Source organism: Robertmurraya siralis (assembly GCF_005502275.1).
Lineage (GTDB): Bacteria > Bacillota > Bacilli > Bacillales > Cytobacillaceae > Robertmurraya > Robertmurraya siralis.
The window spans coordinates 1-14,324 of record NZ_SWLZ01000006.1; the positions used below are offsets into that span (position 1 = coordinate 1).

Annotated in this window: 16 protein-coding genes and 2 riboswitches; of the genes, 9 read left to right on the forward strand and 7 right to left on the reverse strand. The window is 38.2% G+C overall.

Annotation, left to right across the window (positions count from 1 at the left end):
* Positions 1-148: 148 nt before the first annotated feature.
* On the reverse strand, positions 149-1,165 hold the full coding sequence (gene moaA / locus FCJ93_RS09655; protein WP_137743582.1) for a GTP 3',8-cyclase MoaA: 1,017 nt from the start codon (positions 1,163-1,165) through the stop codon (positions 149-151).
* Between the two features lie 467 nt (positions 1,166-1,632).
* Between moaA and FCJ93_RS09660 the strand changes: the two genes are divergently transcribed.
* Entirely contained in the window at positions 1,633-2,331 is a 699-nt protein-coding gene (locus tag FCJ93_RS09660; RefSeq protein ID WP_137743583.1) for a Crp/Fnr family transcriptional regulator, read from the forward strand.
* Between the two features lie 107 nt (positions 2,332-2,438).
* On the opposite strand, the gene FCJ93_RS09665 is transcribed toward FCJ93_RS09660, so the two are convergent.
* From FCJ93_RS09665 to FCJ93_RS09675, 3 genes are all read right to left on the reverse strand, one after another.
* Positions 2,439-3,560 carry a TIGR04053 family radical SAM/SPASM domain-containing protein gene (locus tag FCJ93_RS09665; RefSeq protein WP_137743584.1) on the reverse strand — a complete coding sequence of 374 codons (1,122 nt, stop codon included), beginning with the start codon at positions 3,558-3,560 and terminating at the stop codon, positions 2,439-2,441.
* A gap of 225 nt (positions 3,561-3,785) precedes the next feature.
* Positions 3,786-4,094, reverse strand: a complete 309-nt coding sequence (locus FCJ93_RS09670) for a metal-sulfur cluster assembly factor (RefSeq protein ID WP_095309987.1) — start codon at positions 4,092-4,094, stop codon at positions 3,786-3,788.
* A 261-nt stretch (positions 4,095-4,355) separates the two neighbouring features.
* Complete coding sequence (locus tag FCJ93_RS09675) at positions 4,356-5,153, reverse strand: alpha/beta fold hydrolase (protein WP_137743585.1); 798 nt, start codon at positions 5,151-5,153, stop codon at positions 4,356-4,358.
* A 302-nt stretch (positions 5,154-5,455) separates the two neighbouring features.
* On the opposite strand from FCJ93_RS09675, the gene FCJ93_RS09680 reads away from it, so the two are divergent.
* From FCJ93_RS09680 to FCJ93_RS09685, 3 genes are all read left to right on the forward strand, one after another.
* Positions 5,456-6,274, forward strand: coding sequence for a Cof-type HAD-IIB family hydrolase (locus tag FCJ93_RS09680; RefSeq protein WP_137743586.1), 819 nt, complete (start codon positions 5,456-5,458; stop codon positions 6,272-6,274).
* A 116-nt stretch (positions 6,275-6,390) separates the two neighbouring features.
* Positions 6,391-6,543, forward strand: a complete 153-nt coding sequence (locus tag FCJ93_RS24975; protein WP_170211279.1) for a hypothetical protein — start codon at positions 6,391-6,393, stop codon at positions 6,541-6,543.
* A gap of 2 nt (positions 6,544-6,545) precedes the next feature.
* The gene (locus FCJ93_RS09685; RefSeq protein ID WP_095309981.1) at positions 6,546-6,731 is read left to right on the forward strand and encodes a DUF3813 domain-containing protein; all 186 of its coding nucleotides are present in this window, start codon (positions 6,546-6,548) and stop codon (positions 6,729-6,731) included.
* 28 nt (positions 6,732-6,759) lie between these two features.
* Here FCJ93_RS09685 and FCJ93_RS09690 read toward each other — a convergent pair whose 3' ends face one another.
* The gene (locus FCJ93_RS09690) at positions 6,760-7,131 is read right to left on the reverse strand and encodes an intracellular proteinase inhibitor (RefSeq protein ID WP_095309979.1); all 372 of its coding nucleotides are present in this window, start codon (positions 7,129-7,131) and stop codon (positions 6,760-6,762) included.
* Positions 7,132-7,250: 119 nt separating this feature from the next.
* Positions 7,251-8,057: a YitT family protein gene (locus FCJ93_RS09695; RefSeq protein ID WP_137743664.1), complete on the reverse strand. Its 807-nt coding sequence runs from the start codon at positions 8,055-8,057 to the stop codon at positions 7,251-7,253.
* 245 nt (positions 8,058-8,302) lie between these two features.
* On the opposite strand from FCJ93_RS09695, the gene FCJ93_RS09700 reads away from it, so the two are divergent.
* The 4 genes from FCJ93_RS09700 (at position 8,303) to FCJ93_RS09715 (ending at position 12,114) form a co-directional block, all read left to right on the forward strand.
* The gene (locus tag FCJ93_RS09700) at positions 8,303-9,163 is read left to right on the forward strand and encodes a DegV family protein (RefSeq protein WP_095309978.1); all 861 of its coding nucleotides are present in this window, start codon (positions 8,303-8,305) and stop codon (positions 9,161-9,163) included.
* A gap of 83 nt (positions 9,164-9,246) precedes the next feature.
* The gene (locus FCJ93_RS09705) at positions 9,247-9,378 is read left to right on the forward strand and encodes a DUF3941 domain-containing protein (protein ID WP_137743587.1); all 132 of its coding nucleotides are present in this window, start codon (positions 9,247-9,249) and stop codon (positions 9,376-9,378) included.
* A 653-nt stretch (positions 9,379-10,031) separates the two neighbouring features.
* Positions 10,032-10,409 (forward strand): BlaI/MecI/CopY family transcriptional regulator, encoded by a 378-nt coding sequence (locus FCJ93_RS09710; protein ID WP_095309975.1) that lies wholly within the window; start codon positions 10,032-10,034, stop codon positions 10,407-10,409.
* A gap of 1 nt (position 10,410) precedes the next feature.
* Positions 10,411-12,114, forward strand: a complete 1,704-nt coding sequence (locus FCJ93_RS09715; RefSeq protein ID WP_095309973.1) for a M56 family metallopeptidase — start codon at positions 10,411-10,413, stop codon at positions 12,112-12,114.
* 107 nt (positions 12,115-12,221) lie between these two features.
* A riboswitch (cyclic di-GMP riboswitch) is annotated at positions 12,222-12,309 on the forward strand.
* A gap of 228 nt (positions 12,310-12,537) precedes the next feature.
* Here FCJ93_RS09715 and FCJ93_RS09720 read toward each other — a convergent pair.
* A complete protein-coding gene (locus tag FCJ93_RS09720; protein ID WP_095309972.1) occupies positions 12,538-13,404 on the reverse strand; it encodes a CvfB family protein in 867 nt (288 codons plus the stop codon).
* A gap of 127 nt (positions 13,405-13,531) precedes the next feature.
* On the opposite strand from FCJ93_RS09720, the gene FCJ93_RS09725 reads away from it, so the two are divergent.
* Complete coding sequence (locus FCJ93_RS09725) at positions 13,532-14,023, forward strand: YajQ family cyclic di-GMP-binding protein (protein ID WP_095309970.1); 492 nt, start codon at positions 13,532-13,534, stop codon at positions 14,021-14,023.
* An 87-nt stretch (positions 14,024-14,110) separates the two neighbouring features.
* Positions 14,111-14,289: riboswitch (cobalamin riboswitch) on the forward strand.
* Positions 14,290-14,324 lie beyond the last annotated feature (35 nt).

Sequence of the window (14,324 nt, forward strand, 5' to 3'; positions counted from 1 at the left end):
ATCCTAGTTTGCCCCTTAGATATTCCATTACAATTTTTAATTTAAATTCTTCACTATACTTCGCCATACAAAAACACCCCAGAGGTTAGATTTTTAACTCTAACTTCTGGGGTGCAGTACCTTTACATGACCTTTTGAGCCAGCCTTTTTATCCACCAATATAAGACATTTCTATTTTTTTGCGATTGGCAACTGTTTCCGCCGTTCTTAAATCTGAATAGCGATCATCCCTGCCATTCCAGACCTCACAGATTCGCTCTGCCAGTTGTCTGTCGTTAACACCTGAACGCATAAAATCTCTTAAATCATGACCATTCCCATTAAAGAGGCATGTATAAATTTTGCCATCTGCGGACAATCTTGAGCGTGTGCAACTTGAACAAAAGGATTCTGACACAGATGTAATGAATCCAACATCAATATCTGTTCCCTGATGGCGATAGCGTTTTGCCACTTCACCATAATAATCTGGATCAACTGGAACTAAGGAGTAGTGTTCCCGCAAAATGTCGTAAATCTCTTTTTTCGTCACAACATCATCCATTTTCCAACCATTGGAACTCCCAACATCCATAAATTCAATATAGCGAAGCTGTAAATGATTATCTTTGCAATATTGAGCCATCGGAATGATTTCTGAATCATTCAAACCCTTTTTTACAACCATATTAATTTTCACGCCAAGCCCTGCCTCTTGAGCAGCTTTTATCCCCTTAAGGACAGGTCCAACACCCACATTTCGACCATTGATTTGACCAAACAATTCATCTTTTAGACTGTCTAAACTGATGTTAACACGCTTTAATCCAGCCGCCTGCAATTCTTTTGCATACTTAGGCAGGAGAACTCCATTTGTCGTTAAACCGATATCTTTTAAATGCTCAATTCTTGAGAGCAACTTAACTAAGTATGGGAGATCTTTGCGCAGAAGAGGCTCACCGCCAGTCAAGCGAATTTTTTCCACGCCCAATTCAACAAAAATTTGCGCCAATCTTTCAATTTCTTCATATGATAATAATTCACTTTTAGGAAGAAATACAAAATCGGGGCCGTAAATTTCAGCCGGCATACAATATTGACAGCGAAAATTGCATCGATCTATTACAGAAATTCGCAAATCTCTTAATGGTCTCTTTAGTCTATCCTTCACTTTCGCCAATCCCATCAACTCCATGCTATAGAGTGGTTTATCTATTATATTAACAATTACTTATTTCGATTACTGTTACCTTTCTCACTAAGCAAAGCTTCATAATGTTATTACATCATAAAACCTAAATTTATAGTGCTAAATTGAATTATTGTCATAAACTTGTCAACAACTTACCAATTTTTCCTATTTCAACATTTTCTCTATCCGTTCCTTATGTAATGAATACAAAATTTAATTTCTATTGGCATATCCGGTAGTTTTTAGCTAATCAAAAGCCCTTACTGCCCCACTGCAATATATTTTGCCAATCCCTTATATTATCAAAATCCCGTAACCATGAAAATAACAGATTTATTATTACCATTTAAAACGTGAACATATTGTTAAATATTCGGTGATTCAATTGACACTCCCATTTATATAGGGCATTCTTAGGGAACAAAGATGTTAACGGATGATGAAACAAAGGGGCGAGTCAAATGACGTACCAATTAAAAGCCACACAATCAGTGGAAATAAAAGAAATGCTTACATTGACCGACCGACGCTTTAAAATGGCAAAAGGAACTTTTTTATATCAAGAAGGAATGACTGCAAATGAAGTTTACATCATTCTTTCAGGAAAAATCCAGATCAGCAAAATTTCAGCAGATGGCAGAGAGCTGTCATTACGGATATGCAGTACGAATGATATTTGTGGGGAACTATCGATTTTTACACATTCCCCCAAATATATGTTAAACGCCCTTGTTATTGATGACGCGGAAATAGCAGCTGTCAAAAAAGATACTCTTGAAAAGGAAATGCTTAGAAACGGTTCACTTGCTTTTGAATTTATGAAGTGGATGAGTGATCACTCTAGGAAAACGCAAACAAAGTTTCGCGACCTCGTTCTCAATGGCAAAAAAGGTGCGCTATACTCCACTCTTATCAGAATGACAAACAGCTATGGAGTTCATTTATCCGATGGAATTTTAATCGACTTACCTTTAACCAATCAGGAACTTGCCAATTTTTGCGGCACTTCCCGTGAGAGTACGAACCGGATATTGAACGAACTAAAAAGGGAGAATATCATTTCCGTTACCAAAGGGAAAATTATCATTCATGATTTACAGTTTTTAAAGGACGAGATTGGCTGTGAAGATTGCCCGATCATCTATTGCAACATTGAGTAATTCCACTTCTTTGACGCTTTTTATGCAATGATAAAAATAGAGTGAGCCGTGCTGTTCCCCCAAAAGTTAGTGCAATAATAAACTTCTGGGGACACCACCACGACACTCTATTTTTGTTTTTGTCTTAACGATTTTGGAATATAGACACAGAATGGCTCACTTTCTAAATAATCCCCGGTCATTGCGTAAGCTCGTGAACGGGACCCGCCACAAACGTATCTAAATTCGCAAACGCCACACTTGCCTTTGTATTTATCTGGATTTCGCAAATCCTTAAAAATAGGAGATTCACGGTAAATTTCTGCCAGCGGCTGTTCCTTCACATTTCCAGCTTTTATTGGCAGTAAGCCACTAGGGTAAACATCCCCGATATGAGAAATGAAAACAAATCCATTTCCGTCATTAACCCCTTTTGGAGCTCTTCCTAAACCATCAATTGAACCTGTTAAGCCTTGTTCAGTTAAAGCATCTAAGTAACGGATTTCATCTGCTTGTCCTTTTGCTTCACGCATTTTTTGCTGAATAAATACACGACGATAATGCTGAGCCGCTGTTGTTTTAATATCAAACCTAACCCGTTTGCTTAAATCATGAAGCCATATAAATACCTTCTCGTGTTCCACCGGTGATATCATGTCGCTTTCTTGCCCTCTGCCGGTTGGCACCAGAAAAAAAACACTCCATAACACACAATCCAATTCCTCAATTAATTGTGCCATCTCATTTAAGTATTCAACATTATACCTTGAAATAACTGTATTTATTTGAATCGGGATCTCCAGCTCATGCAAATAACGAATTCTCTCCATTGTTAAATCAAAAGAACCTTCAGTACCTCTAAAATGATCGTGTATTTTGGCGTTATGCCCATCCAGGCTAAAAGCCCAACGTGAAAGTCCAACTTCTTTTGCTTTCTCAATTGCTTCCTTCGTCACATTTGGAGTCGCACTCGGGGTCATAGAGACCCGCACTCCTTTTTTAACAGCATATTCAGCGATGTCAAAAACATCCGGACGCATTAGAGGATCCCCACCTGTAAATACAAGCATTGGATTATTCATTTCATAAATTTGTTCAATTAAATCCTTCCCTTGTTCAAATGTAAGTTCTCTCGGATCTCTTTTATATTGGGCTTCTGCCCGACAATGCAGGCACTTCAACTGACAGGCCCTTGTGAGTTCCCAAATTACGATAAAAGGGTCTTTATGAAAATCTCTCGTAAATATCATTTACAAATGACTCCCTTCTTTTCAATGGGCTTATTTCAATAAAAACCAAAAAAGCCCCTATAAAAGAAGTATATGCTTTCTCATTTCATAAAAAAGTGAAGGAGATCACAAATATCGGGAACTATTAACGATTTTGAGCCCATTTTGTACAAAACAGCTCTTTCGTACAAAATGGGCTCAGCTATCTAAAAAACTCTATGCAAATTTCAACGATATAAATTTATATTAGCGAATTCCCAATGCAATCTTAGCATATCTAGACATTTTGTCCTTTGTCCAAGGTGGATTCCAAACAATATTCACTTCTGTGTCTTTTACTTCTGGAATTTCTGCAAGGGCTGCTTTCACTTGATCAACAATCGTTCCTGCTAACGGACACCCCATGGAGGTTAAGGTCATCGTTACAGTTGCCATCCCTTCCTCATTCATTTCTACATCATACACTAAGCCTAAATTTACAACATCTATACCAAGCTCTGGGTCTACAACAAGTTCTAATGCTCCCATAATGCTATCTTTTAATTCTTGTTCCATATCTTTCACTCCTCATTTCGTTATAGCCTTACTTCACTATACCTATCATCTTAGACAAAGAAGCCATCGTTTTCAAACGATAACCTTTTTTTGCTTTGTTAGATATTGTGTTGATTTTTGGCATTCCGTTTGAAACCAAGGTCTCACCCGTCATTAAGGTCTTCAAATTCCGTGAAACAACGTAAGGAACACAAGTTTTCTCCATCGCATCATGGAATCAGAGAGAAAAACCAATCATCATTTGACCGAAAACTTTATTTTTTACTTAGTCATTTCAAGAATTTCAGCTTCCTTAACATGCTTCTCAAACCATTCGACAAGCTTAAGAACGCCAACTCGACTTACTTTATGATCAGCCTTTTCATCCGTAATAAACTGAAGATTTTCTGGACTATGCTGATAGAGCGGTTTAATGCTCTCGTAAAATTGATACGTGTACTTATACGGCACAATCGGATCCTTCATTCCATGCCAAAACAGCAATGGGCGCTCATTTAATTTTTCCGTCTGCATACTTAAATCATATGTTCTTAAATGCTCCAGAATTGCTTCTTTTTCTTGTTCCGTAAAAGGTAGCTTCACCCCTTTAGCCGCAAATTGTTCAATTTGGTATTGTGAGAATTGTTCATAATAAGGCATCCCCATCAAACTGACAGCAGCTTTAATCCACGAATATTGAGTTAAAGCTCCTAAAGTAATCATGCCTCCCATAGATGTTCCTGCCAACCCAATTTGATTTGGAATAATTTTATTTTCACTTTCATAATAGTCTTTTATTAATTGAAGCTCATCAATCGTTTTTGTGACAATTTCCCAGAACTTAATATTCATCTCTAGGGAATTTAATCCTGTCTGTCTCTCTCCATGGTAGATTGCTTCTGGCATCACCACTCTAAATCCCTTGTTTGCCAGTAAATAAGCATAATGTAAGTTATTTTCCTTGACGCTCTCAAATCCATGGATAAACAGAATAAACGGAAGAGACTTGTCATTGTTTTTCTGCTCTACTACATGTAATAATGGAATATCAGCGATTGATTTATTTTCTATAATGATCAACTGCGAGTCCCTCCAAACAAATGATGATAAACAAATTCTTTTACAAAACTTTGCGAAAATTGGTAACCTATAAGTAGGAATACATTAACTGCTCAAGTATAGAGCCTATTATGTAAAGTTTTCCTATATTTTTAGTGTAACATGTAGACGAATAAATTCCTAAAGCTTTACACTTAGGATAAGACCTTACATTATTCATGGTTAATGATAGGCTTTGTTAAACAATGTAACTGATAAAACTCAGCACCGACATATAACAAAGCCAATGGATAAAATATAACATCATAACGAAGGAGACGTTTATGGCTGAAAAACATTTAATTGCATTAGATTTAGATGGCACTTTATTAACAGATGATAAAACGTTGTCAGAAGCAACAAAAAAAGTCATTAAAAAGGCAAAAGAAGATGGACATGTCGTTATGATAGCGACTGGAAGACCTTATCGTTCCAGTGAACAGTATTATCATGAACTGCATTTAAATACACCGATTGTTAATTTTAATGGAGCATTTGTCCACCATCCACTTGCAAAAAATTGGGGTGCTTATCACACACCATTAGATATTCAAGTTGCAAAAGAAGTTGTCGATATTTGTTACCACTATCAATTCCACAATATCGTTGCTGAAGTCATTGATGAGGTCTATTTCCATTATCATGATGAGAAACTTTTGGATGTATTTTCAATGGGAAATCCATCCATTACAACAGGAGATTTACGCGAATTTTTAACCGATTCTCCAACGAGTATGCTTATCCATACTGAGGAAGAACATTTAAAAACAATTCGCTCTCACCTTTCCGATATTCATGCTGAATTGATAGACCATCGAAGCTGGGCTGCTCCATGGCATGTCATCGAAATTGTGAGACATGGTCAAAATAAGGCCGTTGGAATCCAAAAAGTTTCCGACTATATGAATATTCCGAAAGAGCGAATTATTGCTTTTGGAGATGAGGACAATGATTTAGAGATGATTGAATATGCTGGTCGTGGAATCGCAATGGGCAATGCCATTGACCAATTAAAAAATATTGCTAATGATACAATATTAACAAACGAACAAGATGGAGTCGCTGTCTATTTAAATGAACTGCTAAATCTGAAAGCATTATAAAGCAATCATAGCGATTAACCAGAATGTTCCCCTTGTATGACTTACAAAGTTGTGAGCATACTAAGACGTGAAACAGCTGCTAGCTGTTTCACAAGCTCAAGGCTGGAGGGATTGCAATGGGTAGAAGTAGCAAATCTAGACGTTTTGTACAACGCGGGGTTGACGCTGTTTCGAAACATGATGAACGCATTCCTTATCACACCACCTATGCAGAAGCAGAGGCAAAGAAAATGGCAAATGTGAAAGACTCCTCATTGGGAGGAATTTAACCATGGCCAACCGACTTTTTATCGAAGCAAGAAATGCGGTAGATATGGCTAAAAATGCGACGGGCAGTGGTCAGCATACTGCTGTCGAACGGGCCAGAAACGCGATTTCTTCGGCATTTGCCAATTCAACTATAGCGGAGCAACGATTATTAACACAGCTGCAAAATGAGCTTGATCATTTGACTTAATATAAAAAGCTGGCCTGGGGCCAGCTTTTTATATTTGTTCTAACACAACCGGATAGGAATGAATGATCCTTCCCTGCTTATCCTTTTCGTATAAATGGAGAATTAAAGTTGCATTTTTCGGAAGCTTCTCTTTTGCAATTTTAATCTCCAGTTCGAATAAAGCCATGGCTGAATTTTTCTCCGCCAATGGCAGCACCTTCTCATTAATATATTGATAATGCCCATCCTCAACAGTGTAAAATAACTTTCCTGCGTCTGCACTTACTTTTCCTTTAACACGATACTCTCCTAGTTCACCTTCCACCTGAACATTTTGAAAAATTTCTTCTTGCTGCACATCACCAAATGCTAAATTCACGAAAAAGGGAATCAGGAATAACAAAGTAAATTGCTTTAACATTACGTTTCCTCCTGTTCACGTTTGCTTACTTTTTTTGCAATAAAATTGTCGGACAATAAAAAATTAGGCAAAAGGAGTTCGTACTAAAGTATACATGCAAGTAATTCATTTCATGCCAGTTAATCTCTGCGAAAGAAACCAACTATCCCTGTGGTTTGTACAATATTCGTAAATGCATGGGAATCCACTTCTTTAATGATTTGTTCCAATTCAAATAATTCATATCGTGTGATCACGATAATCAACATATTTTTTGCTTCTTTAGTAAATGCTCCTTTTGCAGGAATCATCGTAATGCCTCTTAACATCCTCGAATGAATCGCTTCTGTTAACTCCTCCGCTCTCTTCGTCACAATCATTGCTGTTACTTTTTCATGCCTTGTATGGATGGCATCAATTACTCTCGTAGACGCATACAGGGTGACAAGTGTATATAATGCTTTTTCCCAACCATATAAGAAGCCGGCAGTAATAATAATTAACCCATTTAACGTAAAAAAGTAAGTCCCCACCGGACGGTCATTCATCCTTGAAAGCACCATTGCGATAATATCCAATCCTCCAGTAGAAGCTCCCCATTTTAAGGTAAAGCCAATTCCGACTGCTGAAATCACTCCTCCAAATACGGCATTTAAGAGGATATCAGAAGAAAGCTGGTAGACAGGAATAATCTCTAAAAATAACGACATCAAGACGACGCTTATAAAGCTGTATAACGTAAATGATTTCCCTACTTTTAGCCAACCTAAAATCGTCACCGGCACATTCAAAAGAAACAATAAAATTCCAGTGGAAATACTTCCACCAAAAATGCTCGAAAGCAGCTGTGCCGTCCCTGTAAAACCACTTGCATAAACATTGGCAGGAATTAAAAATAGGTTCATCGCAAGCGCATTTAAAAGGGCTCCGATAATGATGACAATCATTTTTTTCGCATGAAGCAGGTTGACCACCTCCTTTTTCTTCCTTAATCAAGCACATCGATTATATCTTTATTATTTCAATCCCCTACATTCTTTAATCAAAGCAATATGATCTTTAGCGATTCTTGTGCAGCCAAATTGGACAAAATGTGCTCAGTTTTTTCATCACGCCATTTTACTAGTATTCATTGAGTTTTTCTCATAAATTCTATAAACTAAAAGAAATGATTTGAAAGCAGGTGTAGTCTATGTCAGTAAAAATTTTAGCTGACAGCGCATGTGATTTGCCGTTGAATTTTTATGAAGAAAGCGGCGTCACCCTTTTTCCTCTTGGTGTCCACTTAGGTGAGAAGGAATACGAGGATTTATTAACAATCGATCCATCAACCGTCTATAAGGCGATTCGCTCTGGGGAAATGCCGAAGACATCCCAAGCCTCACCATTGAAATTCGAAGAATATTTTAAGGAAATGGCAAAGAATAAGGAGGAAGGAATCTATATTGCCTTTTCATCTGAGCTATCCGGCACCTACCAAACGGCTGTAATGATCCGCAATCAAGTGAAGGAAGAATATCCAGATTTCAACTTATCGATTATTGATTCAAAATGTGCCTCTCTTGGCTGTGGCTTAGTTGTTATGGAAGCGCAAAAACTTGCCGCAAGCGGTGCATCTTTTGCGGAAATCGAAAGAGATATTAAATTTCGTTGTGAGCATATGGAGCACTTATTTACAGTAGATGACCTCAACCATTTAGCAAAGGGCGGCAGATTATCGAGAGCCTCTGCATTTATGGGCGGTCTCTTAAACATCAAGCCTCTGCTCAACATGGAAGACGGCAAGTTGATTCCAATCGAAAAACATCGGGGACAAAAAAAACTCCTTCGCCGAATTATTGAAGTAATGAAAGAACGAGGTCAGCATTTTGATAAGCAAACAATTGGAATCAGTCATGCTGATTGTCTTGAGCTGGCGCTCGATATGAAAGAGCAAATCAAAGCAGAACTTAATGTTGAGGAAGTAGTGATTACAGACATCGGCGCCGCTATTGGTTCCCATACTGGGCCAGGGACGATTGCTATCTTTTTTCTTAACGAGCTTCCAGCTTAAAACACTGGAAAGTTTTGAAGTACATACTCCTTTTTCAAATGGCAGACAATAAGACGACTCTTCAATAGAAAGGAGTATTTGTCATGCCTCATACTTCTGATAACGACAAAAAAGCGCAAGATCATAACGCCTTGCGTCACGAAAAAAATATGATGCGCGAAAAGAATCGCAAAGCAGGAAAACATCAATATTCCAAAAAAACAGACCATCTATAGACCAGAAGCGAAAAAACCCATAAGCAATTAATACTCTGCAGAGATAACTCAATGGAGCTTCTTTAACAATCGTCATCCAATCTGGATTGACTTTCTTTCAATGGAAAATCCGATACGGGAGTAGATAAATTTCGCTTATCATTGAATGAGGATTGAAGTTTGCTAGGCGCCAAACCAAGACGACCTAATGTATCTTAAAAGGCAAACGACCAGTTCACACTGGGGTTTTCTCTCCGTATAAGCCAGTTTATCAGCACTGCAATCAAGCACACTACACTAGACACCGCCTTAGTGAAATTACAGGCGGTGTTTTTATATGGCAACGGTCACTTCGGGTCAATGTGGCCCGAAGTGGCATGGTTTAAGGAAATCTGCCAACAAGCAATTTTTGTAGGTTCATCTACAAAAGATTTGCAACTGTGCCCACAGTTATCCTTTTATAGCCCTCCTCGAACGCATGAAAACAAAACTGATTAAGTAACCAACAGATTATAAAACCTTTGCAAAACAGTGATGAAAACAAAATTTAAGTTTGATACCTTGTTAAATACATTTTAGACAATTGTAAAAAATTTTCTCAATACTATTAACATTCATTTTAGACAACTGCAAAATATAAATATAGGCAATTGCCTAAAAAGGAGATGATATGAATGGGAAACTTTAAAAAACTGCCTGACACGGAATTCGAAATTATGAAGGTAGTATGGGCGAACGAGCCACCCATCACAACTAACATGATTATGGAAGCGTTAGGGAATAAGCGTGAATGGAAGGCACCGACTGTCATTTCTCTGATGCTCCGGCTGGTAGAAAAGGGGTTTTTGCGAACGGAGAAGAATGGGAAGGAACGTACCTACTTCCCTCTGGTAGACAAAGAGGACTATTTGAAGTTTGAAACAGGTAACTTTATGAAACTTTATCACGGAAACTCATTTCTTAGTTTTGTCAATACCCTTTATGATGGGAAACAGCTTAACGACGACGACATTGAAGAATTGATGAAATGGGTGAAGGAACGGAGGACGTAATATGCAGGAATTTATGACTGCATTAATTGAATGCTCTGTTACCATGTCAGTGCTCGTTTTGGTCTTCATTGCCGCTACTCCATGGCTGTCAAAAAGATACTCTGCAAAATGGTTGTATTACATCTGGTTAGTTCTCGTGATAGGTTTAATTATTCCATTCCGGTTTCATCCCGACACAGCCTTGATTCAGATGAACGACGGACCCGCTTATATTCAGCAAATGATACCGGGAAATCCGGGGAATATCGTTGACCCAACCATTACAACTAACAAACTGACACAAGAGCTGTCGACAATCTCATGGTATCAAATCGGCACTTTCCTATGGATAGTCGGTTTTTTGGCTTTTATGATATATCATGGGCTAAGGCATTTTCGCTTTCTTAAAATGGTAAGCAGATGGAGCGAGCAGCCCGATCAACAAATGAGTGAAACCTTACAAAAGATTAAAACAGAGATGAAAATAACCACGCCAGTTAAGTTATATATTTGTTCCTGTATCTCAAGTCCTATGATGATCGGTTTTGTAAGACCCGCCATTTTGTTGCCGTGGACTGACTTTTCAGAGGATGAACTATCATTCATCCTCAAACACGAATTGATTCACTACAAGCGTAAAGATTTATGGTTTAAAAGTCTGGTGCTTTTTGCAACCGCTGTTCATTGGTTTAACCCTGTAATATATATAATGGCAAAGGCCATCGCATCACAATGCGAAATATCATGTGATGCGGAGGTAGTAAACAAAACCGATATTGGCACGAGGCAACAATATAGTGAAACAATCATTGGAGTTATCAAAAATCAATCAAGAATGCCAACGGCATTCTCAACAAATTTTTACGGAGGAATAAGAGGGATGAAGAAAAGAATATTTTCCATTATGGACACAAGTAAGAAAAGAGCAGGCGCTCTTATTCTCTGCTTAGTTGTATTAAGCACGCTAGGGACAGGAGCGTCATTTGCAAATAATCATGCAGGAGCCGGAGCATATTCCACCAATACCCCAACATTCGCACAAGAACAAGAAAAACTTAACCGGCAGCCAAAAGAAGATACTGCTAAGAAGTATGCAATTTATGAAAAATACGGCTTGACTTATGACAAACAAACTGACAGCTTCTACTATGATGGTAAGCTGGTGCGATACTTTTCTGATAAATTGGCTGCAGATGGCACATACAATTCATTTACCCGAACAAACGGTGTCGTGGATTTAAAGGCTGTCCGAAATACCGATTATGAGCTAACTGGTATTACACCTGTGAGCCAAGAAATATTTGATAAACACACGGAATCTATAAAAAACGCACAGATGTCTAATAAACAGGGTGCTGCACAGGAAAATAGTTCTGTAAAAAAAATAAGCGCCGCAAGTAGCGCCGAAGAGCATAATGGAAATGATACAGGTGATATTGTTAATGGTCCTACTAATGCCTCTTCCGAAGGCGATCCCAACTATGTCGATACTTCTTTAAATGCTTACTTGAACTATGGCGTTTCTTATGATAAGACCAATAAGCAATGGTTATTTGATAACAAACCAATTCATTATCTCAACGATGGAGATAATGCCACTTTTGTCATAATCGTAATCATGCTACAAAAAATGGAGTATCCCTCAAGGTCATTAGGAAAGCCAACGGTGAAATCGATAAGTTGGTTAAAATATTTGATTGAGAAATATCGAATTATGAATTTTTAGACACTAAGAGGCATAGAGGAAAGAGCTTACAATAATATAAATAATACCTTGGCTCCTTTCTCTTTTCATTTTTCGACTTGCAAAAATGTAAGACACTATAGAAAATCAATAGCACAAGGCACACTTATCAAAAGATAAAGCAGCAAAGCAAAGGGTCTAAGGTGCAAACGCACAATGACAGCATGTGCTGCCCAAGATGGCATATTTAACCCGCCTTATGTGGCAGGTCTTTCTATATAAAGCAATGTTGTCCATTTTGGTGAGGGTTTCTCCAAGCTCAATACACTGCACCCCTAAACTCACAGGTTTTCGGGGTGTTTTTATGCGTTGATATAACTGCTGCAGGGAGAAACTGTCATATTGTTGTTACGGTTTGCTCTATTCCTTCACAATATAAAAATTATGGGTGACGATCAAACAATCCTAAATTTCCTTTTTCTCATAAGTCCAGCCATCTTCTTGATAAACAAGGCCGTCCTTCATCAGTTTACCAAGAGCTCTTTTAAAAGCACCTTTGCTCAATCCGAAGCGCTCTTCGATATCTTCTGGCATACTTTTGTCTCCATATGGCATCGCACCATTCCTAGACTGCAAATAAGAGTAAATTTTCTCTGCATCTGCCCCTAATGCTTCTTGTTTCCGTGGAGTTAACGAAACATTGATCGTTCCATCCTCTTTTACATCTATAATCCTGCCCTCAACTTTTTCACCGAGTCGCGGTTCAGCTAGACGCTGTGACTCGTGAATAAAGCCTTTAAAGCCTTCAGCAGTAAAAATCCAGCTTCCCACCTTTGCCGTACGATAAATATGCCCTTGAATATTTTTGTTAAAATCAGCACGGGTTGCCTTGACTCTCTTTTCATCAATGACAGGATCCGTTGCAAGCTTCACATAAATCCGATTATTTCGATTGACCCGCAATGTGATATAAAGCAAATCTCCGACCGCTGGCCAAACGGACTTCTTCGTTGGTAAATCCTCTTCCCCTAAAAGCATATCCTTATTGATGCCAATATCTAAAAATACACCGAGTCCCGGCTTTGTATCACTAACCTTTGCCCAGCCATACTCGCCCACTTTGATTTTCGGAATCGTTGATGTTGCTGAGGCTCGCCCATGGGAATCAGCATACAAGAAAACCTCTACTTCATCGCCCTCTTTTAATTCAAGCTCCGTATCATTTTCATGCATCAGAACATCTTCTTCTCCGTCCGTTAAAAAGTAGCCAAACTGGGCATACCTTGCAACAGTTAAAGTTAATACCTGCCCTACATAATCATTTAAAGCCATTGTCACACACTCCTCTATTTTACACTTCATGCGAAAGTAGTCTTTCCGAAAGTTGTTTGAACTGCTATATTTTACTATAATGGTGCCTAGAAGGGAAATTATACATGTATTTAAAGGAGGGCTCATTATGGCAAAAGATAGCTCATTTGATATTGTATCAAAAGTAGATTTTTCCGAAGTGACGAACGCAATTAATATAACGATGAAAGAAATCTCCACACGTTATGATTTTAAAGGAAGTAAGAGTAAAGTAACCCTTGATAATGAAGAACTTGTCCTTGTATCAGATGATGAATACAAGCTCGAACAATTAAAGGATGTTCTCCTCAGTAAAATGATTAAAAGAGGCATTCCCATTAAGAATCTTGATTATGGCAAAATTGAAGGTGCTTCTGGAGGAACTGTAAGACAACGGGCAAAGCTTGTGCAAGGAATCGATAAAGAAAACGCCAAAAAGATTAATACTTTAATCAAAAATAGCGGTTTAAAGGTTAAAAGCCAGGTGCAGGATGATCAAGTCCGAGTTACAGCGAAAAGCCGCGACGACTTGCAGGCAATAATTGCCGCAATAAAAGAAGCCGATTTATCAATCGATGTTCAATTCGTAAATTATCGCTAAAACGGTTGTCATTTTAAAATAGATCACTTATAATAAAACAAACTTACATATATAGTAAGGGTAACAACCATATACCACAATATATAGTATACAACCGATAAATTAGGTGTCTGTAATAGACTTAATAGGGAATCTGGTGAGAATCCAGAACTGTACCCGCAACTGTAAGTGTGACGAAATAGGGAACGCCACTATCATCTCGATGGGAAGGCCCTAAAGTAGGATGAAGCACAAGTCAGGAGACCTGCCTTTTTTATACGTCATTATCTTCTTCGGGAGTTGGGAAGGTAAAACGAAGGTG